The following is a 26,436-nucleotide window of genomic DNA, read 5'->3' as shown; positions in this document are numbered from 1 at the left end:
CCTACCGGCCTGCCTTTCCATCAGCGACCACCGTCGGAGCCGGATCGGTCGTGCCGACGTCCTGCAGGGTCGCCTGCACCGCCGGGTTGATCACATCGGTGACCGGCTTCGGGTAGAAGCCGAGCACCAGCAGGAGCGCGATCAGCGGGGCGACCACGACCTTCTCCCGCAGGGTCAGGTCCTTGGACATCGCCGGCACCTCGGCCAGCGCCGGGTTGAGCGTGCCCTGTGTGGTGCGCTGGATCATCCACAGCACGTAGGCGGCGGCCAGGATGATGCCCAGGGTCGCGATCACGGCGTACGGCTTGTTCGTGCTGAACGTGCCGATGAGTACCAGGAACTCGCTGATGAACGGTGCCGTGCCGGGCAGTGCCAGCGAGGCCAGACCGGCGAAGAACAGCACACCGGCCAGGACCGGCACCAGCTTGCCCGCACCGCCGAAGTCGCTGACCAGCGCCGAGCCGCGCCGGGCCACGAACATGCCGACCACGATGAACAGCAGGCCGGTGGCCAGGCCGTGGTTGACCATGTAGAGCACCGCGCCGGTGCCCGCCTGGGTGGTGAAGGCGAAGATGCCGATGCCGATGAAGCCGAAGTGGGCGATCGACGTGTACGACACGAGCCGCTTGAGGTCGTTCTGGCCGACCGCGAGCAGCGCCGCGTAGATGATGCCGATGACCGCCAGGACCATCGCCGCCGGCGCGAACCAGCGGGACGCCTCCGGGAAGATCGAGAGGCAGTACCGAAGGATGCCGAACGTGCCGACCTTGTCCATCACGCCGACCAGCAGCGCGGCCGCGCCGGCCGGTGCCGCGCCACCGGAGTCCGGCAGCCAGGTGTGGAACGGGAAGAACGGCGCCTTGATCGCGAACGCCACGAAGAAGCCGAGGAACAGCCAGCGCGCGGTGTTCGTGTCGATCGACCCGGCCGCCTCGGTGAGCTTCGTGAAGTCGAAGGTGTGACCGCCGTACACCCAGAGCCCGATGACCGCGGCCAGCATGAAGAGGCCGCCGACGAGGCTGTACAGGAAGAACTTCACCGCCGCGTACTGCTTCTGGCCGCTGCCGAACGACCCGATGATGAAGTACATCGGGATCAGCATGACCTCGAAGAACACGTAGAAGAGGAAGACGTCCGCCGCGGCGAAGACGCCGATCATCGTGAACTCGAAGGAGAGCAGCAGCGCGAAGTACGCCGGTGCGGACCGCCGGCTCTGATCGACGTCATGCCAGGAGGCCAGGATGACGATCGGGAACAGGATGGCGATCAGCATCAGCATGACGAGCGCGATGCCGTCCGCGGCGAAGGTGAACCGCGCGTCCCAGGACGGGATCCACTGGTAGGACTCGTAGAACTGGAACCGGTCGCCGTCGATGGTGAACGCGGCCCACATCGCGATGCTCAGCACGAGCACCACGAGCGACCAGACCAGCGCGACGATCTTGGCCAGTTCGGCCTTGGCCCGCGGGATGAAGGCCACGACGCCCGCCCCGACCAGGGGCAGAACCGTCAGAACGGATAGGAACGGAAAGTCGCTCACGCCAGCCATCCCATCTGGATCGCGATGAAGGCGCCGACCACGAGCATGGCGCCGGTGAGCATCGACAGCGCGTACGAGCGGACGAAGCCGGTCTGCAGGCGGCGCAGCCGGCCGGACCCGCCGCCGACCGCCGCCGCGATGCCGTTGACCGCACCGTCGATGCCCCTGCCGTCCAGGTAGACCAGGGCGCGGGTGAGGTAGATACCGGGCCGCTCGAACACCGCCTCGTTGAACGCGTCGGTGTAGAGGTTGCGCCGGGCGGCGGTGACCAGCACCCCGGCCGGCTGCGGCTCGGTGGCCGTGCCGTTGCGGAACAGCGCCCAGGCCAGGCCGACGCCGAGGACCGTGACCACCAGCGACAGGATGGTGATCATGGTGTGCGAGAGGACGCCGTGCGCCGCCTCGCCCTCCTCGCCGAGCACCGGGGCGAGCCATTCCGGCACGCTGGTGCTCATCAGCCAACCGGCGCCGACCGAGCCGATCGCCAGCAGGATCAGCGGGATCGTCATGATCGGCGGGGACTCGTGCGGGTGCTTGATGTCGTCGGTCCAGCGGGCCGGGCCGTGGAACGTCAGCACGAACAGCCGGGTCATGTAGAAGGCGGTCAGGCCGGCGCCGATCAGCGCGGCCATCCCGAACACCCAGGCCTCCCAGGCGACCTCGCGCTCGAAGGCGGCCGCGATGATCGGCTCCTTGGAGAAGAAGCCGGACAGCGGCGGGATGCCGATGATCGCCAGCCAGCCGGTGGCGAACGTGACCCAGGTGATCCGCATGTGCTTGGAGAGCGCCCCGAACCGGCGGATGTCGACCTGGTCGTGCATGCCGTGCATGACCGAACCGGCGCCGAGGAACATGTTCGCCTTGAAGAAACCGTGCGCCAGCAGGTGCACGATCGCCAGGGCGTACGCGCCGCCGCCGAGCCCGACACCGAGGAACATGTAGCCGATCTGGCTCACCGTGGACCAGGCGAGGACCCGCTTGATGTCGTCCTTGGCCGCACCGATGACACAGCCGATCAGCAGCGTCAGCGCACCGACGCTGACCACGATCAGCTGCAGCGTGGTGTTGGCCGAGAAGATCGGGTTCGACCGGGCGATCAGGTAGACGCCCGCGGTGACCATGGTCGCCGCGTGGATGAGCGCCGACACCGGGGTCGGGCCCTCCATGGCGTCCGGCAACCAGGCCTGCAGCGGGAACTGGCCGGACTTGCCGCAGGCACCGAGCAGCAGCAGGATGCCCATGATCAGGACGGTTCCGGCGGCGAGCGACTCGACACCGCCGAAGACGTCCGAGTACTGGGTGCTGCCCAGCTCGGTGAACATCAGGAAGATGCCGATGGCCAGGCCGGCGTCGCCGACCCGGTTCATCAGGAACGCCTTCTTACCGGCGGTGGCCGCCGACGGCCGGGTGTACCAGAACGAGATCAGCAGGTACGACGCCAGGCCGACGCCCTCCCAGCCGAAGTAGAGCATCACGTAGTTGTTGCCCAGGACCAGCAGCAACATCGCCGAGACGAAGAGGTTGAAGTAGGCGAAGAACTTCCGCCGGCCCGGGTCGTGCTCCATGTAGCCGACGGCGTACAGGTGGATCAGCGAGCCGACGCCCGTGATCAGCAGCACGAAGACTCCGGACAGCGGGTCGAACAACAGGCCGAAGTCGACGTGCAGGCCGCCGACCACGATGAAGTCCCAGAGACTCAGTTCGGCCGAGCGGTGCTCGGCGTCGAGGCCGGCCAGGCTCGCGAAGTAGACCAAGCCGAGCACGAACGAGGAGGCAACCGCGAGGACACCGAGCCAGTGACCCCACTTGTCGGCACGCTTGCCGAGCAGCAGCAGCACGGCGGCGCTGGCGAGTGGGATCGCCACGAGCAGCCAGATGCTGCTCAACACTCCCGTCGCGGGGGCAAACTCCACTGTCTGTTCCACGTGAAGGCCCTTCAGTACTTAAGGAGGTTCGCGTCGTCGACGCTCGCCGAGCGCCGCGTACGGAAGATCGACATGATGATGGCGAGGCCGACCACGACCTCGGCCGCCGCGACGACCATCACGAAGAACGAGATGATCTGGCCGTCCAGGCCGCCGTTGATCCGGCTGAAGGTGACCAGCGCGAGATTCGCGGCGTTGAGCATCAGCTCGATGCACATGAACAGCACGATCGCGTTGCGGCGGATCAGGACACCCGCGGCACCGATGGTGAAGAGGATGGCCGACAGGATGAGGTAGTAGTCGGGAGTCACTTCTCGGTTCCCTTCGGCGCCACCTCGGAGGCGGTCAGCTCACGGACCGGCAGGATCGGCGAGATGCTGCGCTCGGCTCCGTTGCCGTCCGGCAGCCGGGCCGGCGCGGCCACCGACATGGTGTTCGCGTAGACGCCGGGGCCGGCCTTCGCGCCGGGGTAGTTGCCCGGGCGGAAGCGCTCCTTCATCCGGGTCAGCTGGTCGAGCTTCTCCTCCTTCTCCCGGACCACGTGCGCCAGGATCATCGCGCCGACGGCGGCCGTGATGAGCAGCGCCGAGGTCACCTCGAAGGCGAAGACGTAGCGGGTGAAGAGCAGTGCGGCCAGGCCCTGGACGTTGCCGTTCTGGTTCGCCTCGGCCAGACCCACGACCGTGGTCCCGCCCAGCGAGCGGGCCAGACCGGTACCGATCAGGGCCGCGAAGCCGATGCCGAGGGCGACGGCCGCCAGCCGCTGACCTCGTAATGTCTCGATCAGTGAATCGGATGCGTCCCGGCCGACCAGCATCAGCACGAACAGGAACAGCATCATGATCGCGCCGGTGTACACGATGATCTGCACGGCACCGAGGAACGGCGCCGCGTTGACCACGTACAGGAAGCCCAGGCAGAGCATCGTCACGACGAGCCAGAGGGCCGAGTGCACCGCGTTGCGGGCCATGACCATGCCGAGGGCGCCGATCACCGCGAAGGATCCGAGGATCCAGAAGGCGACCTGTTCGCCCACCGATACCTCCATCACGCCACCCCTTCCTTGGGCGCGACGCCGGGCGCGGTACCGGTGGCGTCGGCGGCGTCGTTGGTCGCCCACGGAGCCCGCTCCGCGCCGATCGAGGTGCCCGGGTTGGTGAGCGCGCCGATGTAGTAGTCCTTGTCGGTCTCACCGAGGCGCATCGGGTGCGGCGGCTGCTCCATACCGGGCAGCAGCGGGGCCAGGAGCTCCTTCTTCGTGAAGATCAGGTCCTGGCGGTTGTCGCGGGCCAGCTCGTACTCGTTGCTCATGGTCAGCGAGCGGGTCGGGCAGGCCTCGATGCAGAGCCCGCAGAAGATGCACCGGGCGTAGTTGATCTGGTAGATCTTCGCGTACCGCTCACCCGGCGAGAACCGCTGCTCGTCGGTGTTGTCGCCACCCTCGACGTAGATCGCGTCGGCCGGGCAGGCCCAGGCGCACAGCTCACAGCCGATGCACTTCTCCAGGCCGTCCGGGTGCCGGTTGAGGATGTGCCGGCCGTGGTAGCGCGGCGCGGGCTTCGGCGGCGAGAACGGGTAGTCGGTCGTGATCACCTTGCGGAACATGTGCGCGAAGGTCACGCCGAAACCCTTGAAGGAGCCGGTGAAGGTGCCCACGTCACACCTCCTTCGATTCGGAGTCGCCGCCGACGGTGGCCGGGGCGCGTTCGGCCACGGCGCGGCGGGCACGCGGGCTCGGCGGTATCTGGAGATCGATCGGCGGGACCGGGAAGCTGCCCGGTGGCCGCGCGGCCAGCTCCTCCTCCAGCGACACCGGCGCCGCCTTCTTCTTCGTGGGCCAGAACCAGAAGACGGCCAGGACGACGAGCGCGATGACCCCGGTCGAGATCCATCGGATCTCGTCGGTGAGCTCGCCGCTGCGGGCGACCTTGAAGTAGGCCAGGAAGAGGATCCAGATCAGGTTGGCCGGGATCAGCACCTTCCAGCCGAACCGCATGAACTGGTCGTAGCGCAGCCGGGGCAGGGTCGCCCGCAGCCAGATGAAGCCGAAGAGCAGGATCAGCACCTTCATGAACCACCAGAGCAGACCCCAGTAGCCGGCGTTGGCGCCTTCCCAGACCGCGGTGATCGGCCACGGTGCGCGCCAGCCACCGAGGAACAGCGTGGTGCAGAACGCCGAGACGGTGATCATGTTGATGTACTCGGCGAGGAAGAAGAGCGCGAACTTGAACGACGAGTACTCCGTGTGGAAGCCGCCGACCAGCTCGGACTCGGCCTCGGGGAGGTCGAACGGCGCCCGGTTGGTCTCACCGACCGCCGCGATCATGTAGATGATGAAGCTCGGCAGCAGCAGGACCGCGTACCACCCGGGCGCGGTCAGGTCGACGCCGAAGATGTTCACCGGCTCGCCGCTGGCCTGCGCCGCCACGATCTGCGAGGTGCTCATCGTGCCGGCGGTCATGAACACCGCCACGATCGACAGGCCCATCGCGACCTCGTACGAGATCATCTGCGCGCTGGACCGGAGACCACCGAGCAGCGGGTAGGTCGAGCCGGACGCCCAGCCGGCCAACACCACGCCGTACACGCTCATCGAGGAGCAGGCGAGCAGCACCAGCACCGAGACCGGCACGTCGGTGAGCTGCAGCGCGGTCTGGTGACCGAACATGTTCACCATGCCACCGAGCGGCATCACCGCGAACGCGGTGAAGGCCGTGGTAGCCGAGATGACCGGCGCGATGAAGTAGACCACCTTGTCGGCGGTCTTCGGGATGATCTCCTCCTTGAACGGCAGCTTCAGGCCGTCCGCGAGGCTCTGCAGCGCGCCGAAACGACCGCCGACCTGGTTGGGACCGGGCCGGACCGCCATCCGCGCCACGACCTTGCGCTCGTAGACGATGGTGAACAGCGTCAGGATCAGCAGCAGCGCGAAGACGCCGACCAGCTTGATCAGCGTGATCCACCAGATGTCGTTCTCAAACGTCTCCAGCGTCGGATCGACGGCGTGCGCCGCCAGCAAGGCGTTCATCGGTTGGCCTCCTCGGCCAGGATCGGACCGGGCACGCCGGCCGTCAGCTTGACCACCGCACCGGCGGTGACGCCGAGGCTGCGGCGCACCGTCGAGCCCGGCGAGTTGGTGGGCAGCCAGACCACGCGCGGCGGCAGGTCGGTGATCGCGGCGGGCAGCGAGACCACGCCGCGGTCGGTGCCGACCGTGACCAGGTCACCGTCGACGACCCCCAGCTCCTCGGCCAGGTCCTTGCCGATCCGGGCGACCGGCGGCCGGGCCGTACCGGCCAGCACCTGGTCGCCGTCGAGCAGCGAACCCAGGTCGATCAGCTGGTGCCAGGTGGCGAGCACGGCCTCGTGCTCACCCGGCGTCGGCAGGCCGGCGGCCTCGACGGTGGGCTGCGCCGGCCGGGCCGTGCTGCTCGCCGGCATGTGGCCCAGCTCGCGGCGGACCGCCATCACGTCACCGGTGTTCAGGCTGACGTCGAGCAGGGCGGCGATCGCCTCGAGCACCCGGCCGTCGGTCATCGCGACGCTGCTGAGCACGGCGTCGAACGACCGCAGGCGGCCCTCCCAGTCCATGTACGTGCCGGCCTTCTCGACGGCCGGCGCGATCGGCAGGACCACGTCGGCCCGCCGGGTCACCGCGCTCTGCCGCAGCTCGAGGCTGACCACGAACGGGACCGCGTCGAGTGCCTCCTCGGCCAGGCGCGGGTCGGCCAGGTCGGCCGGGTCCACGCCACCGACCAGCAGGGCGCCGAGCGTACCGTCGGCGGCCGCGGCGATGATCCGGTCGGTGTCCCGTCCCGGTGTGCCGGGCAGCACGCCCGCGTCGATCTTCCACGCGAGCGAGAGTTCGGCACGGGCCGCCGCGTCGGTGACCGGACGGCCGCCGGGAAGCAGATTCGGCAGGCATCCGGTGTCGAGCGCGCCACGGTCACCGGCCCGGCGGGGCACCCACGCGAGGCGGGCGCCGGTGCGGGCGGCGAGGTCGGCCGCGGCGCTGAGCGCACCGGGCACGGTGGCGAGCCGCTCACCCACGATCAGCAGGGAGCCGGGCGCGCTGAGTGCGGCGGCCACGGCCGGATCGCCGGCGAGCAGCCGGGCCTCGTCGCCCGGAACGGCCGCGACGAGCGCGGCGCCGAGCTTTTCCAAACCCCGGGAGACGTACGGCGAAAGCGCGGTCACCTTGAGCTTGCCCTTGACGAAGCTCTTCCGCAGGCGCAGGAAGAGGATCGGGCACTCCTCCTCCGGCTCCAGTCCGGCGATCACGACCGAGGGAGCGCTGTCCACGTCGGCGTACGTGACCTCGGAGGCACCGGCCACCGAGGCGGCCAGGAAGTCAGCCTCCTCGGTCGTCGAGAGCGGCGAGCCGGAGGCGCGTACCGGGCGGGTTCGGAAGTCGATGTCGTTGGTGCCGAGGACGGTCCGGGTGAACTTCGCGTAGGCGTACGCATCCTCCACCGTGAGACGACCGCCCGGAAGGACCCCGACGCCGCGTTCCCGCGCGGCCTTGAGGCCCTCCGCCGCCGCCAGCAGCGCCTCGCTCCAGGAAGCCTCGCGCAGCGTACCGGTGGCCGCGTCGCGGACCAGCGGCGTGGTGATCCGGTCGGTCGCCGTCGTGTACCGGAAGCCCCAGCGGCCCTTGTCGCAGTTCCACTCCTCGTTCACCGCCGGGTCGTCGCCGGCCAGGCGGCGCAGCACCTTCCCGCGGCGGTGGTCGGAGCGCTGCGAGCAGCCTGCCGCGCAGTGCTCGCAGGCGCTCGGCGAGGAGACCAGGTCGAACGGGCGGGCCCGGAACCGGTACTGCTCGCCGGTGAGCGCGCCCACCGGACAGATCTGGATGGTGTTGCCGGAGAAGTACGAGTTGAACGGTACGTCCCCCTCGCCCTCGCCGACCTGGCCGTCGCCGGTGCCCTCGCCGCCGAAGAAGTCGTCGCGGTAGACGTTGATCTGCTCACCGGAGGAGCGGTCCATCAGGTCGATGAACTTGTCACCGGCGATCTCCTCGGAGAACCGGGTGCAGCGCTGGCAGAGCACGCAGCGCTCCCGGTCCAGCAGCACCTGGCTGGAGATGTGGATCGGCTTCTCGTACTCCCGCTTGTGCTCGTGGAACCGGGAGTCGGCGCGGCCGGTGCTCATCGCCTGGTTCTGCAGCGGGCACTCACCGCCCTTGTCACAGGTCGGGCAGTCCAGCGGGTGGTTGATCAGCAGCAGCTCCATGACACCGGCCTGCGCCTTGGCGGCGACCGGCGAGCTGAGCTGGGTCTTGACCACCATGCCCTCGGCCACGGTCTGGGTGCACGAGGCGACCGGCTTGCGCTGGCCCTCCACCTCGACCAGGCACTGCCGGCAGGCGCCGGCCGGGGCGAGCAGCGGGTGGTCGCAGAACCGCGGGATGGCGATACCCATCCGCTCGGCGACCCGGATTACCAGCTCGCCCTTCTCCGCCGTGACCTCTACACCGTCGACGGTGAGCGAGACCGTGTCGGCCCTCTTCTGAACGTCGGTCATCAGTGCGCTCCTACAAGGGACTTCTCGGAGAGCCGCGGCGCGGTGCGGCCCTCGATGTAGCCGAGGTAGTCGTCGCGGAACCACTTGAGCGTCGACACGACCGGGGTGGCCGCGCCGTCGCCGAGGCCGCAGAACGACCGGCCGAAGATGTTGTCCGCGGTGTCCTGCATGGTGTCCAGGTCGGCGTAGGTGCCCTGGCCGGCGAGGATCCGCCGGTAGGTGCGGACCAGCCAGTAGTTGCCCTCGCGGCACGGGGTGCACTTGCCGCAAGACTCGTGGTGGTAGAACTCCAGCCACCGCCACGTGTTGTAGACCGGGCAGTCCTGGTCCGAAAAGATCTGCATGGCCGTGGTGCCGAGGATCGACCCGGCCGCCGCGACACCCTCGAAGTCCATCGGGGTGTCGATGTGCTCGGCGGTCAGGATCGGCGTCGACGAGCCGCCCGGCGTCCAGAACTTCAGGTTGTGACCGGGCTTCATGCCGCCGGCCAGCTCGATCAGCTCGCGCAGGGTGATGCCGAGGCCGCATTCGTACTGACCCGGGTTCACGACCCGGCCGGAGAGCGAGTAGATCATCGGGCCGGCCGACTTCTCGGTGCCCATGCTCTTCCACCAGTCGGCGCCGCCGAGCACGATGTACGGCACGCTGGCGATGGTGCCGACGTTGTTGACCACGGTCGGGCTCGCGTACAGGCCGGCGATGGCCGGGAAGGGCGGGCGCAGCCGGGGCTGGCCGCGGAAACCTTCCAGCGAGTCGAGCAGCGCGGTCTCCTCGCCACAGATGTACGCACCCGCGCCGCTGTGCACGACCAGGTCCAGGTCGAAGCCGGTGCCGAGGATGTTCTTGCCGAGGTAGCCCTTGGCGTACGCCTCCTGCACCGCGTGGCGCAGCCGCCGAGCCGCGTGCACGGCCTCACCGCGGATGTAGATGAACGCCCGGTTCGCCCGGATGGCGTAGGAGGCGATGATCGCGCCCTCCACCAGCGAGTGCGGGTCGTACGTCATGAGCGGCAGGTCCTTGCAGGTGCCCGGCTCGCCCTCGTCCGCGTTGATCACGAGGTAGTGCGGCTTGCCGTCGCCCTGCGGGATGAAGCCCCACTTGAGACCGGTGGGGAAGCCGGCGCCGCCACGACCGCGCAGGCCGGAGTCCTTGATCAGCTGGATCAGGTCGTCCGGGTGCACGTCGAGCGCCTTGCGCAGCGCCGCGTAGCCGTCGAGCCGCTCGTAGACCCCGATCTGCCAGGCGTCCGGCGACAGCCAGCGCTTGGTCAGGACGGGGGTGAGCTTCTGGAGGACCTCCGGCCGTGGCTGGGTCACTTCGCCTCCTCGTTACCGCGGGCCGGCTTGGTCTTGGTGATCGGGCTGTCCGGGTCGAAGCCGGCAACCGCGACGCCGTGCTCCTGCGCCAGGCGCACGCCGCGCAGCGTCGGCGCACCGGCCACCCCTTCGGCGACAGCGCCGTCGCGAGGGTCGGCGAAGCCGGCCAACTGGTACTGCATCTCCTTCAGGGAGCAGATCCGGGCGCCGCGGCTCGGGGCCGGCCGCTCGCCCTTGCGCAGGCTCTCGACCAGCTCGACAGCGCTCGCCGGCGTGGCCTCGTCGACGGTGAAGTCGTAGTTGACCGTCACCACCGGGGCGTAGTCGCAGGCCGCCAGGCACTCGGCGTGCTCCAGCGTGATCTTGCCGTCGGCCGTGGTCTGGTCGTGACCGACGCCGAGGTGCTCGCTCAGCTCGTCGTAGACCGCCTGGCCGCCCATCACGTTGCACAGGGTGTTGGTGCAGACGCTGACCAGGTACTCACCGGTCGGCCGCCGCTTGTACATCGTGTAGAACGTGGCCACCGCGCCGACCTGGGCCTTGTTGATGCCGAGGATCTCCGCGCAGAACGCCACACCGGTCGGGCTGACGTGGCCCTCCTCGGTCTGCACCAGGTGCAGCAGCGGCAGCAGGGCCGAGCGCTCCCGGCCCGCGGGATAGCGGGCCAGGATCTCGAGCGCCGGCTCGAGCAGCTTCTCCGCGAGCGGAGCTGCTGCGGCGGAGAACTCCACCGTTGTGTCGGTCATCAGCGGTCACACCCACCCATCACGGGGTCCAGCGAGGCGCCGCCGGCGATCACGTCGGCCAGCAGCGCACCCTCGGCCATCGCGGGGATGGCCTGGAGGTTGACGAAACTCGGCTCGCGGTAGTGCACCCGGTACGGGTGGGTCCCGCCGTCGGAGACCGCGTGAACACCGAGTTCGCCACGCGGGTGCTCGACCGCGACATAAACTTGGCCGGGCGGAACCCGGAAGCCCTCGGTCACGAGCTTGAAGTGGTGGATCAGCGACTCCATCGACTGACCCATGATCTTTGCGACGTGCTCGAGAGAATTACCGAGCCCGTCGAGGCCGAGCGCGAGCTGCGACGGCCAGGCGATCTTCTTGTCCGAGACCCAGATGGGTCCGGGCTTGAGACGGTCCAGCGTCTGCTCGACAATCTTCAGCGACTCCCGGATCTCCGCCACCCGGACCAGGTACCGGCCCCAGACGTCGGCGGTGGTCGCGGTCGGCACGTCGAACTCGTAGTTCTCGTACCCGCAGTACGGCATGGTCTTGCGCAGGTCCCACGGCAGACCGGCGGAACGCAGCACCGGGCCGGTGATACCGAGCGCCAGGCAGCCGGTCACGTCCAGGACGGCGACGCCCTGGGTGCGCTGCTGCCAGATGACCTGCCCGGAGAGCATGGCCTCGTACTCCTTGAGCCGCTTCGGCATCATCTTCAGGAAGTCGCGGATCTTCTTGACCGCGGACTCCGGAAGGTCCTGGGCGAGCCCGCCCGGCCGGACGTAACCGTTGTTCATCCGCAGGCCGGAGGTCTCCTCGAAGATGTCGAGGATGTACTCACGCTCGCGGAAGCCGTACAGCATCATCGAGATCGCGCCCAGCTCCATGCCGGTGGTCGCCAGCCACACAAGGTGCGAGGCGATCCGCTGGAGCTCCATGAACATGACGCGGATGGTGTTGGTCCGCTCGGTGATGTCGTCGGTGATGCCGAGCAGCTTCTCCACCGCGAGGCAGTACGCCGTCTCGTTGGACATGTTCGAGAGGTAGTCCATGCGGGTCACGAACGTGACGCCCTGGGTCCAGTTGCGGTACTCGAGGTTCTTCTCGATGCCGGTGTGCAGGTAACCGACGACCGGCCGGCACTCGGTGACCGTCTCGCCCTCGAGCTCCAGCACCAGGCGCAGCACGCCGTGCGTGGACGGGTGCTGCGGACCCATGTTGACGACGATCTTCTCGTTGCTGAGCGGGTCGACGTTGGCGGTCAGCTGGTCCCAGTCGCCGCCGGTGACCGTGAAGACCCGGCCCTCGGTCGTCTCGCGCTCGCTCGCGTACTCGGATGTCGTCACTGGTAGACCCTCCGCTGGTCGGGCGGCGGGATCTCGGCGCCCTTGTACTCGACGGGCACGCCGCCGAGCGGGTAGTCCTTGCGCTGGGGGTGGCCCTCCCAGTCGTCCGGCATCAGGATCCGGGTGAGGTTCGGATGGCCGGGGAAGACGACGCCGAACATGTCGTAGATCTCCCGCTCCTGCCAGTCGGCCGTCGGGTAGACCTGCGTGACGCTCGGTACCGAGACACCGTCCGCCACCGCGACCTCCAGGCGGACCCGCCGCCGGTACGTCATGGAGGTCAGCTGGTACGTCACGTGGAACCGGCGCTCGTCGGAGCCGAGGTAGTCGACCGCGTCGACCGACGAGCAGAGTTCGAATCGCAGCGACTCGTCGTCGCGCATCACCTGACACACCTCAGCGATGTGTTCAGCGCTGATGTGCAGTGTGAGCTCCGCCCTATCCACGACCACCTTCTCGATGGCCTCGGAGACGGCCGGATAGGCTTCTTCCAACGCGTCATAGACGTCGTCGAAATAGCCGCCGTACGGCCGCGGGCTGTCAAAAACAGCAGGTCGCGGGCGGACCAGACGACCGAAACCGGATACGTCTCCGGTGCCTTTGACTCCGAACATGCCCTTATCCGGGCTGGGCGGAGTCTGCGCGGGTGCACCAATATTCGCACCGACGGGTGCGGTAGTCGGAACACCACCCTCAGTTCCGGATGCCATTGTCATTTGCCCACCTCCCGCAAATGCGGCTGGAGCTTCATCCAGTTCTCGATCCGCAATTGCTCTTCACGGCCTTCCTTGACGGCCTGGGTCCATTCCGCCCGCCGGGTCTTGTCCACCCGGTACGACGACGGCATGGCACCCGGAGCGACCACCGGAACGCGGCCCTCGGCCTCGCGGGCCGCGAGCATCTTCCGGCCGTTCGGACCGAGCGGCTGGGCCATCACCTTCTCGCGCATCTTGAGGATCGCGTCGATCAGCATCTCCGGCCTGGGCGGGCAGCCCGGCAGGTAGATGTCGACCGGGATGATGTGGTCCACGCCCTGGACGATCGCGTAGTTGTTGAACATGCCGCCGGACGAGGCGCACACGCCCATCGAGATCACCGAGCGGGGTTCCGGCATCTGGTCGTAGATCTGGCGCACGACGGGAGCCATCTTCTGGCTCACCCGGCCGGCGACGATCATCAGGTCGGCCTGGCGGGGCGAGGCGCGGAACACCTCCATCCCCCAGCGACCCAGGTCGTAGTGGGGGCCGCCGGAGGCCATCATCTCGATGGCGCAGCAGGCGAGGCCGAAGGTGGCGCCCCAGAACGACGACTTGCGAGCCCAGTTGGACAGCTTCTCCACGCTCGTCAGCAAGATGCCGGACGGGAGCTTCTCCTCGATACCCATGTCACATCAGTCCCAGTTGAGGCCGCCACGCCGCCACACGTACGCGTAGGCGATGAAGACGGTGAGGATGAACAGGACCATCTCCACGAACCCGAACAGGCCGAGTGCGTCGAAGGACACGGCCCACGGGTAGAGGAAGATGGTCTCGATGTCGAAGATGATGAAGAGCATCGCGGTCAGATAGAACTTGACCGGGAATCGGCCCCCGCCGATCGGCTGCGGTGCCGGCTCGATGCCGCATTCGTAGGCGTCGAGTTTGGCCCTGTTGTACCTCTTCGGTCCGACGATCGGCGCGACGGACACGGAGAACAACGCGAAGAGGGCGCCGAGGATCAGCAACCCGACGATCGGGACATAAGGGTTGATCGTCATGTTCACTCCCGTACGACTGTTAGCCGCTTCACACTAGTTACTGTGCTTCTGTAGTCCTTTGGTCGGGGTGCCCTAATTCGTCATCAGACAGCGGGCGCGACCTTCGTGAGGCCGTTGATGATGCGATCCATGGCGTCGCCACCCCGTGGGTCGGTGAGGTTGGCCAGGAGTTTGAGAACGAACTTCATCAGCAGCGGCTGGGGCATGCCGTACTTCGTCGCCATCCGCATGATCTGCGGGTTGCCGATCAACTTCACGAATATCCCGCCGATCCGGTAGTAACCACCGAACCGCACGCTCAATTCGGCCGGGTAAGCCTGGAGGGCCTTCTCCCGCGCCGGACCGGCCGGTCGGGCCAGCGCCTGCACCGCCACCTCGGCGGCCATCTCGCCGGACTCCATCGCGTACGCGATGCCCTCGCCGTTCATCGGGTTGACCATGCCGCCGGAGTCACCGACCAGCATCACACCGCGGGTGTAGTGCGGCACGCGGTTGAAGCCCATCGGCAGCGCGGCGCCGAGCGTCGGACCCTCCGCGTTGGCCTCGTCCCGCAGACCCCAGTCCTCCGGCGTGCTGCCGAGCCAGTCGGTCAGCAGGTGGCGGTAGTTGGTCTTGCCGAACGCGTCGGACGAGTTGAGGATGCCGAGCCCGACGTTCACCCGGCCGTCGCCGAGGCCGAAGATCCAGCCGTAACCCGGCAGGAGCCGGCTCGGGTCCTGCGCGCTGCGCAGCTCCAGCCAGGACTCCAGGTAGTTGTCGTCGGCCCGGACCGCGGACCGGTAGTAGCGGCGGACGGCCACGCCGAGCGGGCGGTCGTCGCGCTTGGCCAGCCCGAGGGCGAGCGGGAACTTGCCGGAGACACCGTCGGCCGCGATCACCAGCGGCGCCCGGAACTCCACCGGCTCCTTGTCCGGCCCGATCTTGGCCTGGACGCCGATCACGTAGCCGTCCTGGTCGAGCACCGGGCCGGTGACGTTCACACCGGTGCGCAGCAGGGCACCGGCCTCCACGGCGCGGTTGGCCAGCATGTCGTCGAAGTCGAGGCGCGTGCGGACCAGGCCGTAGTTGGGGAAGCTGGCGAGGTCCGGCCAGTCCAGTTCCAGCCGGACGCCGCCGCCGATCACGCGCAGACCACGGTTGTGCAGCCAGCCGGCCTTCTCCGAGGTGTCCACACCCATCCGGATCAGCTGGCGCACCGCGCGCGGCGTGAGGCCGTCGCCGCAAACCTTCTCACGCGGGAACTCGGTCTTCTCGAGCAGCACGACGCGCACGCCGTGCCGGGCGAGGTGGTAGGCCGCAGCAGATCCGCCCGGGCCGGCACCGACCACGATCACGTCCGCCTCATCGGCGACGGTCGCACCTGGTCCGTGGTCGCTCACGGCACACCTCCGTCTCGCGCGAGGCTCGTGAATTAGTTCACAAGCATGCCTCGATCGGAGTGTAGGCCGACAATCGAAGATCTTTGCGCTTAGGTTGCCCTAACTGTTTCGTCCGGACTATCGTCCCTGCTCAGGGGCCTCAAGGACCCGATCGGCCACGCCGAGCGCCGGTCCGTCGAGGTGTTCGCGGATGGTCCCGCCCATCGCTCGGTCGAGGGCCACGATCAGCTCTTCCACCAGGTCCTGGGCCAGAAGTGGATCTTGAGCGGCGACCATCCGGAGGCGGGTGGCCAGTTCGGTGGCGCGCCGCTCGCCGGCCTCGCCCTCGTCGATCGCGATGTCGATGTCGGTGTCCTCAAGATGCCCGATCTTCGTCATAAATCGAGCTAAACAGCAGGTTCGCGGCTTTGCTGCCGAATGGGCTATTTATACCCGGGTGGCGCGATGCAGGGCGGCGATGCCCCCGCTGAGATCACGCCAGCCGACCCGGTCCCAGGGCCCCGACTCCGCGATCCGGGCGGCAAGACCACGCTGGTCCGGCCAGGCGCGGATGGATTCCGCAAGATAGACGTACGCCTCCGCGTTGCTCGCCACGGCACGCGCCACGGCCGGCAGCGACCGCATCAGGTACTGCAGATAGACCGTCCGGAACAGCGCGTTCGTAGGGTGACTGAACTCGCACACCACGAGGCGGCCGCCGGGCCGGGTCACGCGGGCGAGCTCACGCAGCGCAGCGGCGGTGTCCACCACGTTCCGTAACGCAAAGGAGATCGTGACCGCGTCGAAGGTCTCGTCGGCGAACGGCAGTTTCAACGCGTCGCCGGCCAGCAGCGGCACGTCCGGCCGGGTCCGCCGCCCGGCACGCAGCATGCCGATCGACAGGTCGGCGCCGACCGCGAACGCGCCGGAGACGCCCAGTTCCTCGGTGGAGACGCCGGTACCCGCACCCACGTCCAGGACGCGCTCGCCCGGCCGCAGCGCCAGAGCGGCACGTGTGGCCCGCCGCCAGCCCCGGTCCTGGCCGAAGGAGAGCACGGTGTTGGTGAGGTCGTAGCGCTCGGCCACGCCGTCGAACATCTCGGCGACCTCGTGCGGCTGCTTGTCCAGATCTGCGCGTGTCACGCGCCTTACTCTGCCACCCCGGGCAAACAGAACGGGCGGGATGGTCACCCATCCCGCCCGGCTCCTCTTGCGTTATATATACGACCGCCATCGGTCGGGTCCGAACTCCCGTCACCGACGCTGACCGCGGCGGGCGACGACTAAGCGTTTCCGTTGCCTTACGACAGCAACGTAACCAGCCGGGAACTGCCGGGACAGTCAACCGGCGGGCTCGTTACGAAGGAGCAACCGAGCCTCACCGGTCCGACGAGCCGAACCTGGCCGAACGGCGGAACGTCACCCCCCGAACGGGGGTTATTTGGCCTCGACCAGCGGCAGTTGGGTGCGGCCGGCGCCGCCACCCGGTATGGCGATCGAGGAGAAGTGCGAGACGACGCGCTCGTCCGTCGGGTCCTCCGCCGCGGTGTGGTGCACGGCCATGTGCCGGTACCACGTGTCGCGCTGTGCCGGGATCCGGTCGGCGGTGCGGATCATCGAGATCAGGCCCTGGAGGTTGGAGCGGTGCCGGGCGCCGGCCGAGGAGATCACGTTCTCCTCCAGCATGATCGAGCCCAGGTCGTCCACGCCCATGTGCAGCGAGAGCTGGCCGATGTCCTTACCGGTCGTGAGCCAGGAGGCCTGCAGGTGCGCCACGTTGTCGAAGAACAGCCGGGAGACCGCGATGAACCGCAGGTACTCCATCGTCGTGGCCTGGGTGCGGCCCTTGAGGTGGTTGTTCTCCGGCTGGTAGGTCCACGGGATGAAGGCGCGGAATCCCCCTGCTGCCGCCCCACCACCCGCCCTTGACCGGACTGAAGACTCTCCACCGTCGTGTGACCGCTCGACGGCGTCGTCACGGTAACCGTTGGCGACGGCGAGGTCCTGCACCTCACGGATCATGCGGATGTGCTCGATACGCTCCGCGTTCGTCTCGCCCGTACCCATCATCATGGTCGCTGTCGACGAGAGCCCGTTGCGATGCGCGACCGCCATCACCTCGAGCCACCGCGCGCCGCTCTCCTTGAGCGGGGCGATCGCCTTGCGCGGCCGCTCCGGCAGCATCTCGGCGCCGGCGCCGGCGATCGAGTCCAGCCCGGCCGCCTTGATCCGCAGGACCGCGTCCTCGATCGAGACGCCGGAGACCTTGGCCATGTGCAGGATCTCGCTCGGGCCGATCGAGTGGATGGCCAGCTGCGGGTACGCCGTCTTGACCGAGGAGAAGAGCTCCTCGTAGTACTCCACCCCGAAGTCCGGGTGGTGGCCACCCTGGAGCATCACCTGGGTGGCGCCGAGCTCGACCGCCTCACCGCACCGGTGCAGGATCTCGTCGGTCGGGTGCGCCCAGCCCTCCTTGTGCTTCGGGGCCCGGAAGAACGCGCAGAACTTGCACGCCGTGACGCACACGTTGGTGTAGTTGATGTTCCGGTCGATCAGGTACGTGACGATGCCGTCCGGATAGCGACGGCGGCGCACCGCGTCGGCAGCCTCGCCCAGCGCGTGGAACGGTGCCTGCGTATAGAGCAGCAGCGCCTCCTCGGGCGTGATCCGCCCGCCGTCGGCGCCGCGCTGCAGAATGCTGTCGATCTCCGGGTTCGCACTCACAACCGGAAGCGTACGTCCACCCGATGTCAACCGTCAGCGGCGCGGGTCACCGGGAACGGGCAGTCACCCCCCTCCGGCCGCTAATCTCGACGGGTCGTTCCAGGGGGTGGAAGTGCTCGTCGTACATGGCGGCTGGGTGCCCGGCGCGGGCCGTCCGGGCCGGCTGGTGCTCTGGGCCGAGGATCCGGCCCGGCCGCTGACCTCGGCCTCGCGCGCGAAATCACGCCCGCATCCGTTCGCCGCCGGTGCCGAGGCGCTCGGCACCGCGCTCGGCGAGATCGCCGACGTCCTGGAGCCCGGCTCGGCCATCGTCCGGCTGCCCGGCACCACTCGCGGACCGCTGCCCTCACCGGAGACCGGCGCCGAGGCGGCGACTCGCGGGATCCGGCTCGCCGACTGGACCGTCCCGGTGCTCTGGGTGCCCGGCCGGCTCGCCACCGCCGTACTGGGAATGCTGGGTGACCCCGATCCGAGCGCGCCCTGGGCCGCCGGGTCCTCCCTGCGCTACCTGGCCCTGCTGGCAGGCTTCGCCTGCGACCTGGCCGGCCGTGGCCGGATGCTGCCCCAGCTGGTGATCGAGGAGAAGGTGCCCGCCGCCCGCTGGCGTCCGGTCCTGACCGGGGCGGACACCGCCACCTACCGGGACTTCGCCGCCGGGATGCCGCCGGTGGCCCGTGCCGTGGACGCCGAGGACGGGCACCCGGTGGGCCGGACCGTGCGGGACGCGCTGGAGTCGCTGCTCGACGGTGCCGCTCGCGCCCTGCTGCCGGAGCGGCTGCTCGCCGGTCAGCGGCCCGGCCCGAAAGCCGCCCTGCCGGACCGCTGGATCTCGGCGCTGACCGCGGACGATCCGGCACTGCCCGGTGCGGCGGCGGGTGACGTACGCGATCTGCGCCAGGCCCTCGACGACTGGATGCGCGCCGCCAACGAGGCGAACGGCCCGATCCGGGTCAGCTTCCGTCTGATCGAGCCGGAGCCGGGCGAGGACGACTGGGCGCTGGAGTTCGCCGTGCAGTCGGCCGAGGATCCGAGCCTCTATCTGACGGCAGCCGCGCTCTGGGACGGCGAGCGCTTCCCCGGCCTGCCGAAACGTCCCGACGAGACGCTGCTCGCCGGTCTCGGCCGGGCGGTGCGGCTCTTCCCCCTGCTGCACGTCGCCCTGCTCGAGCAGCGCCCGGACGCCATGCGCCTGAGCACCGGGGAGGCATATGAATTCCTCCGCCAGGTCGCCCCGCTGCTGCAGGCGGCCGGCTTCGGCGTGCAGCTGCCGTCCTGGGCCGGCCGGAAGGGCGTCGGCCTGAAGCTGACCACCCGGTCGAAGTCGAAGGGCACGTCGTCGCGGGCGCTGGCCGACTCCGGCTTCGGCCTCAACGAGCTGGTCGAGTTCCGCCTCGACCTGGTGATCGGCGACGGCATGGTGAGCGCCGAGGAGCTGGCCGAGCTGGCCCGGCTCAAGGTCCCGCTGGTCCGGGTGCGGGGCCAGTGGGTCGAGCTGGACGACCGGCAGCTGAAGGCGGCGCTCAAGGCGGTGAGCCGGCGCCGGGAGGGCGAGCTCACCGCCGCCGAGGTGCTCCAGCAGGTGGTGGACGGCGGCGAGGAGGATCTGCCGCTGGTCGAGGTCGACGCCGACGGCACGCTGGGTGACCTGTTGTCCGGGCAGGCGGCGGACCGGCTCACGCCGATGCCGACGCCGATCGGGTTCCAGGGTGCGCTCCGGCCGTACCAGGAACGTGGTCTTTCCTGGCTGCACTTCCTGAGCCGGCTCGGGCTGGGCGGGATCCTCGCCGACGACATGGGCCTCGGCAAGACCGCGCAGACGCTGTCGCTGCTGCTCGCCGCACCGGACAAGACCCTGCTGGTCTGCCCGATGTCGCTGGTCAGCAACTGGCAGAAGGAGGCGGCCCGGTTCGCACCGGCGCTGCGCGTCTACGTCCACCACGGCGGCACCCGGCAGCGGGGCGCCGAGTTCGACGCCGCGGTGGACGGCGCCGACCTGGTCATCACGACGTACGGCACCGCGCTGCGCGATCTCGAGGCACTCCGCACGGTCACCTGGGGCCGGCTGGTCTGCGACGAGGCTCAGGCCATCAAGAACAGCGGCACCCGGCAGTCCCAGGCCGTACGCGCGGTGCCGGCACGCACCCGGATCGCGCTCACCGGCACACCCGTCGAGAACCACCTGGCCGAACTCTGGTCCATCATGGACTTCTGCAACCCCGGGCTGCTCGGCCCGGCGAAACGCTTCCGCCGTCGGTTCCAGGAGCCGATCGAGGTACGTCAGGACGCCGACGCCACCGCCGCGCTGAAACGGGCGACCGGCCCGTTCGTGCTGCGCCGCCTCAAGACCGACAAGACGATCATCTCGGACCTCCCGGAGAAGAACGAGATGAAGGTCTGGTGCTCGCTCACCCCCGAGCAGGCCACCCTCTACCAGGCCGTGGTCGAGGACATGATGGCCGAGATCGAGAGCACCGAGGGCATCCAGCGCCGCGGCAACGTGCTGGCCGCGATGATGAAGCTGAAGCAGGTCTGTAACCACCCCGCGCACCTGCTCAAGGACGGTTCCCGGCTGCCAGGACGCTCCGGCAAGCTGGCCCGCCTCGAGGAACTCGCCGACGAGATCGTCGAGGACGGCGACAAGGCGCTGATCTTCACCCAGTACGCGGAGTGGGGCTCGCTGCTCCAGCCGTACCTCGCCGCCCACCTCGACCGCCCGGTGCTCTGGCTCCATGGTGGACTCAGCAAGGCCCGGCGCGACGAGCTCGTCGAACGCTTCCAGAACGAGGACGAGCCGATGCTGTTCCTGCTCTCGCTGAAGGCGGCCGGCACCGGCCTGAACCTGACCGCGGCGAACCACGTCGTCCACTTCGACCGGTGGTGGAACCCGGCGGTCGAGGACCAGGCGACCGACCGCGCGTTCCGCATCGGACAGTCGCGCAACGTGCAGGTGCGCAAGTTCATCTGCACCGGCACGCTGGAGGAGAAGATCGACGGCATGATCGAGCGGAAGAAGGCGCTGGCCTCCTCGGTCGTCGGCACCGGCGAGCAGTGGATCACCGACCTGAGCACGGATCAGTTGCGTGAGCTCTTCTCCCTCGACGCCGCGGCGGTGAGTTGACATGGCCGGCCGGTTCTTCGAGCCCTCCCGCCCGATCGAGGTCGACGGCGGTCTGGCCGTGCGGTCGAAACGCGGCAAGATCGGCGAACAGTGGTGGTCGCGCCGCTTCGTCGACGTCCTGGAGGAGGTCTGCGACGCCGGGCGCCTCGCCCGCGGCCGCAACTACGCCCGCAAGGGCCAGGTGATGGACTTCGCGCTGAAACCGGGACGGGTCACCGCGCGGGTGCAGGGTTCGCGGCCGCAGCCCTACAGCGTGACGATCACGATCAGCCACTTCGACGAGGCGCAGTGGACCGAGATCACCGAACAGCTCGGTGCCCGCGCGCTGTATCGCGCCGCACTGCTCGCCGGTCAGATGCCGCACGAGATCGTCGAACTGTTCACCGAGCACGGCCTGCCGCTGTTCCCGTCCGAGTTGGACATCAGGTGCTCGTGCCCGGACTGGGGCGTGCCCTGCAAACACGGCTCGGCCGCCCTGTACGTGCTGGCCGAGGCGTTCGACGACGATCCGTTCCTGGTGCTGGCCTGGCGCGGCCGGGACCGTGACCAGCTGCTCGACGCGCTGCGCGGCACCCCGGAGCCGGACGAGGACGCGATCGACCCGTTCGCGGTGGACGAGGAGCCGCTGGACGCCCGGCTCGCCGACTACTACGTGCCGGCGATCAGCCTGGGCCGGTTGCGGGAGCGCCCGGCGCGCGGCGCCACCCCGCCGGAGCTGCTGCTGCGCGCGCTCGACCCGCCGCCGGTGAAGGTCCGGCACATCCCGCTGGTCGACGTGCTCCGGTCGGCCTATCGCGACCTGGGCAAAACGGACGATTGAGGCAGGGCCGCGTCCATCGTGAACCGATCGTGGGCGAGTCCACGATGGACGCGGCGGGATGCACGCTACCCGGAATCGGCCGGTTTCGCCTACCCCAGAGTTTCCGCGCACTTGCTCGGAGTGACGGGCATAGGGTCAGGACATGAGTGAGATGAGCTACCGCCGGCTGGGCGACTCGGGCCTCGTGGTGTCCGTGGTCGGGATCGGCTGCAACAACTTCGGCCGCAAACTGGACGCTGACGGAACCCGCGAGGTCGTGGACGCCGCCATCGACGCCGGCATCACGCTTTTCGACACCGCCGACATCTACGGCACCCCGCACGGGACCTCGGAGGAACTGCTCGGCGCCGCGCTCAAGGGCCGCCGCGACGAGGTGGTGCTGGCCTCCAAGTTCGGGATGGACATGGAGGGCCTCAACGGTCGCGACTTCGGCGCCCGCGGCTCGCGGCGCTACATCACGCGCGCCGTCGAGGCCTCGCTGCGGCGGCTGGAGACCGATCACATCGACCTCTACCAGATGCACGAGCCGGATCCGGCCACACCGATCGACGAGACCCTGGCCGCGCTGGACGATCTCGTCCGCTCCGGCAAGGTGCGCTACCTGGGCAACTCGAACTTCTCGGGATGGCAGATCGCGGACGCGGACTGGACCGCCCGGACCGGCGGCCAGGCGCGGTTCATCAGCGCGCAGAATCAGTACAGCCTGCTCCACCGGCAGGTCGAGGCCGAGGTGATCCCGGCCTGCGAGCAGTTCGGCCTCGGGTTCCTGCCGTTCTTCCCGCTCGACTCGGGCCTGCTCACCGGAAAGTACCGGCGCGGCGAGAAGCCGGCCGCCGGCACCCGGCTCGCCCAGGACCGCTACCAGCGCTGGCTGGACGCTGCCGACTGGGACACCATCGAGGCGCTGACCGCGTTCGGCCGCGAGCGCGGCCACAGCCTGCTCGACGTCGCCATCAGCGGCCTGGCCTCCCGCCCGGGCGTGACCAGCGTGATCGCCGGCGCGACCAGCGCGGAGCAGGTCCAGGCGAACGTGGCGGCCGGCTCCTGGGAGCTGAACGCGGCCGACATCGCCGCGCTGGACACGCTCCTCGACGGCTGAGAAGGGATCACTCGACGACGGTCACGATCCGGCGGCGGCGAGCCATTCGGTACGCCAGAGCGCCCAGGCCGAGCAGCATCGCGCCCACGCCCGCGACCAGCCCGGCCGGCGCACCGGTGATCGGCAGGCCGCCGCCGGCGCCACCCGCGGCCACCTCGACCGTGACCGCTGCCGTGTCGTTGCCGCTACGGTCGTCCTGTACGCCCCCGTCGACCGTGACCTTGCCGCCGCCGTGCTCCCCGTCGAGGATCTCGCCGGTGAAGGCGAACAGCTCCTGCCCGCCCTTGGCCAGCTCGCTGAAGAGGATGCAGACGTACTCGCGTCCGGCCGGCGCCCCGATGTCGCCGTCCAGGACGTCGTAGGGAGACGTACCGGGGACACATCGCTCGTCGATGCTGGTCAGCTCGATCCCGGCCGGAATGCGCACCCGCACGTACGGCAGGTTGTCCAGGCTGGGCGGAACCATGCCGGTCGGGCCGAGGTTGCGCGCGCCCACCCGGGCGGTAGCCCGCTCGCCAACCGCTCCCCGGAAGGACCCGCCCACGGCGGCGCTGTCCGCCGCCGACCTGGGCACCGCGACCGTGAAGTCGGTGAAGTTGTCGTCCTCGTTGAGGTCGGGAACCGCATCCGGTTCGGCGGCGGCCGCCGTGGTGGCGAGCGCCTGCAGCTTGAGCGCCGAGCCCTTGGCGCCGGCAGTGCGGGCCGCGAAGTCGAAGACGTACCGGTCGGTGAGCCCGACAGCCGCGGCGATCACCGGGTACTCGAAGGGTCCGGCCGCGTCCGGGGCCACCCGTACCCGAAGCGGCGTGGCCTCCGGCAGTGCGAAGCTGCCGCCGGCCGCCAGCGGCTCGTTGAACACGCACACGACCCCGCCGAAGTCCTCGTCGGTGTCGCAGTTGCGGTAGTCGAGGAGCGGGGTCACCGCGCCGTGACCGGAAAGGACCACCAGGCCGACGGCCTTCACGGCCTCGTTGCCGGTGTTGCGGACGACGAACGGCACGTCGGCGGTGTCGCCGCGGCCCAGCTTCAGGTTCTTGATGTCGCCCATCTCGAGGTCGGCGCCACCCTTGGCGGTACGCACGATCGCCGCCGAGGTGGTGAAGTTCACCACGCCGCCGACGACGGTCGTCAGCGCCAGCTCCGCTGCCGGCGATGTCCCCGCCGGCTTGACCGTGAAGCGAAGGGCACGCCGCTCGCCCGCCTTCAGGGCGCCGATCGCACAGGTGGCGCCGGAGCACCCGTCCGGAGCGGTGAAGCCCAGGTCGGCCGGCACCGGGTGCTTCTCATCGCCGAACCGCAGCACGACGTCCTCGGCCGCGCCACCGATGTTGACCACCTCGACCTTGACCGTCTTCGACCGGCCGTCGATCACGGTCACCGTCTCCGGGGCCAGGACGGCGACGAACGGCGTGTCGAGCAGCGGCTCGTCCGCTCGCGCGGGCAGAGCCGGCCAGGTGAGGGCGAGACCGGCGGCCACCGCGGACACGGTGACACGGCGGAGGAACGGACGCAGACGCATGGGTACCGACTTCGGTTCGGGGAAAGTCCGGGCAGCCTAAGTGCTGCTCTCGGCAAGATCGAACCGGTCGAACGGCCAGTCAGACGTCGGCGAACAGCGGGCCCTCGTCGGGCAGAGCGGGCACCTCACCCCGGTCCGCCGCGCGCCGGGCGAACTCCCGGACACCGGCGATCTGCCGCTCGCCGAGCGAGAAGTCCAGGGCCCGGAAGTAGTTGGCGAGCGTGGCCGCGTCGAACGGCTCCCATCGGGCCGCCGCCTCGGCCACCTCGTCCAACTCGCCGAGGCAGAGGTCGCGGGAGCGCTGGAACGCCTCGTGCACGTCCTTTACCAGGCCGGGGTGCGCGGCGGCGAACTCCCGGCGCACCGCCCACACGGCGAACACCATCGGCAGGCCGGTCCACTCCTTCCACGCCTCGGCCAGGTCGATCACCTGCAGGCCGAGGGCGGGTGCCTCATACATCGCCCGCAACGCCGGGTCGCCGATCAGCACACCGGCGTCGGCCTCCATCAGCATCTGCGACAGGTCGGGTGGGCAGCGGAAATACTGGGGCTCCGCGCCATATCTCTCGGCGAGCAGCATCTGCGCCAGCATCACCCCGGTCCGCGACGTGGACCCGAGCGCGACCGGCCGCCCGTCCAGCTCCGCCGGCGGCCGCGTCGACACCAGGTTGACCGACAGCACCGGCCCGTCACTGCCGACCGCCAGATCCGGAAGAAGCAGCAGTTCCTCGCTGTGCCGCAGGTACTCCACCAGCGTGATCGGCCCGATGTCCAGGTCACCCGCCACCAGCGACGCACTGAGCCGCTCCGGCGTGTCCTTGTACAGATCGACGTCGAGCAGAGCACCCGACCGCATCAGCCCCCAGTAGATGGGCAGGCAGTTGAGGAACTGAATATGCCCGACCCGGGGCCGACGGACGCTGTCGCTCATGCAGCGACGGTATCTCCGCCCCACCAAACCCGCTGGTCCGAGCCCCCCAACGTGGCTTACGTCGCAGTCCGCAGACGTTCCACGGGCTGCCCGGTGACCTCGGCGATGAGGTCGAAGTCCTTGTCGAGGTGGAGCACCGCGAGACCCGCGCACTCGGCAGCAGCCGCGATCAACAGGTCAGGTATCGACGGAGCACGATGGCGGCCTTGATCGGCCAGGATCATCTGCACCTCCACGGCCCGTTGCTCAGCCGCGGGGGTGAGAAACTCGACCGGCATCATCGCCAGCGGCGGCCGGCGGGAGGCGGTGCGCAGCTCCGGGCCGGACCGAGCCGAATATCCGACCTCGAGCAGCGTCATGCTGGTGACACGCACCAGCCCTCGCCCGATCCGAGCCGCCCACTCCTCCGCGTCCACGCAAGTGGAGAGCCGAGCCAGGGCCGACTTGTCGATCAGCCAGCCGGTCAGCGCCACGCCTCGTCCATGAGGTCCTCGTCGGCCAACCCGGGGAAGTCCGTTTCGAATCGCGCCAGGTCAGCGACCGTGACTTCGCGGCTCTCGCGGGGAAACGCCTGGGCGAGCCGGCGCCGCAGGTACTCGCTGCGGGAGAGCCCGAGCCGCCGGGCTTCGGCGTCCAGCGCCGCGACGACCTCTTCGGGAACGTCGCGAATCAGCAGGTCCATACGCATGCCTCCTTGATATCGCATGATATCTGCGACTGGCGGACCCGAGGTGTG

Annotated in this window: 23 protein-coding genes and 1 pseudogene; 3 read left to right on the top strand and 21 right to left on the bottom strand. The window is 69.3% G+C overall.

Going from position 1 to position 26,436, the window contains the following annotated elements; all coding sequences use genetic code 11:
* Position 1: 1 nt before the first annotated feature.
* The 17 genes and pseudogenes from AB0M02_RS37250 to mqnC all read right to left on the bottom strand — a co-directional run bounded on the left by AB0M02_RS37250 (position 2) and on the right by mqnC (position 18,213).
* The gene (locus tag AB0M02_RS37250) at positions 2-1,540 is read right to left on the bottom strand and encodes an NADH-quinone oxidoreductase subunit M (RefSeq protein WP_364235876.1); all 1,539 of its coding nucleotides are present in this window, start codon (positions 1,538-1,540) and stop codon (positions 2-4) included.
* On the bottom strand, positions 1,537-3,465 hold the full coding sequence (nuoL, locus tag AB0M02_RS37245; RefSeq protein WP_364235874.1) for an NADH-quinone oxidoreductase subunit L: 1,929 nt from the start codon (positions 3,463-3,465) through the stop codon (positions 1,537-1,539). Before nuoL ends, AB0M02_RS37250 begins: the two co-directional genes overlap by 4 nt.
* Positions 3,466-3,476: 11 nt before the next feature.
* On the bottom strand, positions 3,477-3,776 hold the full coding sequence (gene nuoK / locus AB0M02_RS37240; protein ID WP_364235873.1) for an NADH-quinone oxidoreductase subunit NuoK: 300 nt from the start codon (positions 3,774-3,776) through the stop codon (positions 3,477-3,479).
* Complete coding sequence (locus tag AB0M02_RS37235) at positions 3,773-4,513, bottom strand: NADH-quinone oxidoreductase subunit J (RefSeq protein WP_364235871.1); 741 nt, start codon at positions 4,511-4,513, stop codon at positions 3,773-3,775. The genes nuoK and AB0M02_RS37235 overlap by 4 nt, the downstream gene beginning before the upstream one ends.
* Complete coding sequence (gene nuoI, locus AB0M02_RS37230; RefSeq protein ID WP_364235868.1) at positions 4,513-5,121, bottom strand: NADH-quinone oxidoreductase subunit NuoI; 609 nt, start codon at positions 5,119-5,121, stop codon at positions 4,513-4,515. Before nuoI ends, AB0M02_RS37235 begins: the two co-directional genes overlap by 1 nt.
* Position 5,122: 1 nt before the next feature.
* Complete coding sequence (gene nuoH, locus AB0M02_RS37225) at positions 5,123-6,481, bottom strand: NADH-quinone oxidoreductase subunit NuoH (RefSeq protein ID WP_364235991.1); 1,359 nt, start codon at positions 6,479-6,481, stop codon at positions 5,123-5,125.
* 8 nt (positions 6,482-6,489) lie between these two features.
* Positions 6,490-8,988: an NADH-quinone oxidoreductase subunit G gene (locus tag AB0M02_RS37220; RefSeq protein WP_364235865.1), complete on the bottom strand. Its 2,499-nt coding sequence runs from the start codon at positions 8,986-8,988 to the stop codon at positions 6,490-6,492.
* Positions 8,988-10,304 (bottom strand): NADH-quinone oxidoreductase subunit NuoF, encoded by a 1,317-nt coding sequence (gene nuoF, locus AB0M02_RS37215; RefSeq protein ID WP_364235862.1) that lies wholly within the window; start codon positions 10,302-10,304, stop codon positions 8,988-8,990. The genes AB0M02_RS37220 and nuoF overlap by 1 nt, the downstream gene beginning before the upstream one ends.
* 38 nt (positions 10,305-10,342) lie before the next feature.
* Positions 10,343-11,053, bottom strand: a pseudogene (gene nuoE, locus AB0M02_RS37210) (NADH-quinone oxidoreductase subunit NuoE); the annotation flags it as partial.
* Entirely contained in the window at positions 11,050-12,375 is a 1,326-nt protein-coding gene (locus tag AB0M02_RS37205; protein WP_364235860.1) for an NADH-quinone oxidoreductase subunit D, read from the bottom strand. The pseudogene nuoE and the gene AB0M02_RS37205, both read right to left, overlap by 4 nt.
* Positions 12,372-13,091, bottom strand: coding sequence for an NADH-quinone oxidoreductase subunit C (locus tag AB0M02_RS37200; protein ID WP_364235859.1), 720 nt, complete (start codon positions 13,089-13,091; stop codon positions 12,372-12,374). Before AB0M02_RS37200 ends, AB0M02_RS37205 begins: the two co-directional genes overlap by 4 nt.
* Entirely contained in the window at positions 13,088-13,759 is a 672-nt protein-coding gene (locus AB0M02_RS37195) for an NADH-quinone oxidoreductase subunit B family protein (RefSeq protein ID WP_364235856.1), read from the bottom strand. Before AB0M02_RS37195 ends, AB0M02_RS37200 begins: the two co-directional genes overlap by 4 nt.
* 6 nt (positions 13,760-13,765) lie before the next feature.
* Positions 13,766-14,125 (bottom strand): NADH-quinone oxidoreductase subunit A, encoded by a 360-nt coding sequence (locus AB0M02_RS37190; RefSeq protein WP_360189985.1) that lies wholly within the window; start codon positions 14,123-14,125, stop codon positions 13,766-13,768.
* 89 nt (positions 14,126-14,214) lie between these two features.
* Entirely contained in the window at positions 14,215-15,510 is a 1,296-nt protein-coding gene (locus tag AB0M02_RS37185; RefSeq protein ID WP_364235855.1) for a geranylgeranyl reductase family protein, read from the bottom strand.
* A gap of 117 nt (positions 15,511-15,627) precedes the next feature.
* Positions 15,628-15,888, bottom strand: coding sequence for a hypothetical protein (locus tag AB0M02_RS37180; protein WP_364235852.1), 261 nt, complete (start codon positions 15,886-15,888; stop codon positions 15,628-15,630).
* A 48-nt stretch (positions 15,889-15,936) separates the two neighbouring features.
* On the bottom strand, positions 15,937-16,632 hold the full coding sequence (locus AB0M02_RS37175) for a demethylmenaquinone methyltransferase (protein ID WP_364235850.1): 696 nt from the start codon (positions 16,630-16,632) through the stop codon (positions 15,937-15,939).
* Positions 16,633-16,926: 294 nt separating this feature from the next.
* Complete coding sequence (gene mqnC / locus AB0M02_RS37170; protein WP_364235848.1) at positions 16,927-18,213, bottom strand: cyclic dehypoxanthinyl futalosine synthase; 1,287 nt, start codon at positions 18,211-18,213, stop codon at positions 16,927-16,929.
* 112 nt (positions 18,214-18,325) lie between these two features.
* Here mqnC and AB0M02_RS37165 point away from each other — a divergent pair, with 112 nt between their 5' ends.
* The 3 genes from AB0M02_RS37165 to AB0M02_RS37155 all read left to right on the top strand — a co-directional run bounded on the left by AB0M02_RS37165 (position 18,326) and on the right by AB0M02_RS37155 (position 23,250).
* A complete protein-coding gene (locus tag AB0M02_RS37165; RefSeq protein ID WP_364235846.1) occupies positions 18,326-21,331 on the top strand; it encodes a DEAD/DEAH box helicase in 3,006 nt (1,001 codons plus the stop codon).
* 1 nt (position 21,332) lies between these two features.
* Complete coding sequence (locus tag AB0M02_RS37160; protein WP_364235844.1) at positions 21,333-22,151, top strand: SWIM zinc finger family protein; 819 nt, start codon at positions 21,333-21,335, stop codon at positions 22,149-22,151.
* A 142-nt stretch (positions 22,152-22,293) separates the two neighbouring features.
* On the top strand, positions 22,294-23,250 hold the full coding sequence (locus AB0M02_RS37155) for an aldo/keto reductase (RefSeq protein WP_364235841.1): 957 nt from the start codon (positions 22,294-22,296) through the stop codon (positions 23,248-23,250).
* Between the two features lie 7 nt (positions 23,251-23,257).
* Here AB0M02_RS37155 and AB0M02_RS37150 read toward each other — a convergent pair whose 3' ends face one another.
* The 4 genes from AB0M02_RS37150 to AB0M02_RS37135 all read right to left on the bottom strand — a co-directional run bounded on the left by AB0M02_RS37150 (position 23,258) and on the right by AB0M02_RS37135 (position 26,382).
* Complete coding sequence (locus AB0M02_RS37150) at positions 23,258-24,769, bottom strand: hypothetical protein (protein WP_364235839.1); 1,512 nt, start codon at positions 24,767-24,769, stop codon at positions 23,258-23,260.
* A 79-nt stretch (positions 24,770-24,848) separates the two neighbouring features.
* On the bottom strand, positions 24,849-25,700 hold the full coding sequence (locus AB0M02_RS37145; protein WP_364235837.1) for a menaquinone biosynthesis protein: 852 nt from the start codon (positions 25,698-25,700) through the stop codon (positions 24,849-24,851).
* 56 nt (positions 25,701-25,756) lie between these two features.
* The gene (locus AB0M02_RS37140) at positions 25,757-26,173 is read right to left on the bottom strand and encodes a PIN domain-containing protein (RefSeq protein ID WP_364235836.1); all 417 of its coding nucleotides are present in this window, start codon (positions 26,171-26,173) and stop codon (positions 25,757-25,759) included.
* Positions 26,164-26,382, bottom strand: a complete 219-nt coding sequence (locus AB0M02_RS37135) for a ribbon-helix-helix protein, CopG family (protein ID WP_364235833.1) — start codon at positions 26,380-26,382, stop codon at positions 26,164-26,166. The genes AB0M02_RS37140 and AB0M02_RS37135 overlap by 10 nt, the downstream gene beginning before the upstream one ends.
* Positions 26,383-26,436: the final 54 nt, after the last annotated feature.

The organism is Actinoplanes sp. NPDC051861 (genome assembly GCF_040681145.1).
GTDB lineage: Bacteria > Actinomycetota > Actinomycetes > Mycobacteriales > Micromonosporaceae > Actinoplanes.
The sequence above is the reverse complement of the archived record's forward strand: the minus strand, read 5'-3'. Positions and strand labels throughout refer to the sequence as shown.

Coding starts and splice junctions, on each gene's coding strand:
- AB0M02_RS37200 (WP_364235859.1), bottom strand. CDS start 13,091: ATGACAATGGCATCCGGAACTGAGGGTGGTGTTCCGACTACCGCACCC.
- AB0M02_RS37235 (WP_364235871.1), bottom strand. CDS start 4,513: ATGGAGGTATCGGTGGGCGAACAGGTCGCCTTCTGGATCCTCGGATCC.
- AB0M02_RS37160 (WP_364235844.1), top strand. CDS start 21,333: ATGGCCGGCCGGTTCTTCGAGCCCTCCCGCCCGATCGAGGTCGACGGC.
- AB0M02_RS37195 (WP_364235856.1), bottom strand. CDS start 13,759: ATGGGTATCGAGGAGAAGCTCCCGTCCGGCATCTTGCTGACGAGCGTG.
- AB0M02_RS37135 (WP_364235833.1), bottom strand. CDS start 26,382: ATGGACCTGCTGATTCGCGACGTTCCCGAAGAGGTCGTCGCGGCGCTG.
- AB0M02_RS37155 (WP_364235841.1), top strand. CDS start 22,294: ATGAGTGAGATGAGCTACCGCCGGCTGGGCGACTCGGGCCTCGTGGTG.
- AB0M02_RS37220 (WP_364235865.1), bottom strand. CDS start 8,988: ATGACCGACGTTCAGAAGAGGGCCGACACGGTCTCGCTCACCGTCGAC.
- AB0M02_RS37150 (WP_364235839.1), bottom strand. CDS start 24,769: ATGCGTCTGCGTCCGTTCCTCCGCCGTGTCACCGTGTCCGCGGTGGCC.
- AB0M02_RS37145 (WP_364235837.1), bottom strand. CDS start 25,700: ATGAGCGACAGCGTCCGTCGGCCCCGGGTCGGGCATATTCAGTTCCTC.
- AB0M02_RS37180 (WP_364235852.1), bottom strand. CDS start 15,888: ATGACGAAGATCGGGCATCTTGAGGACACCGACATCGACATCGCGATC.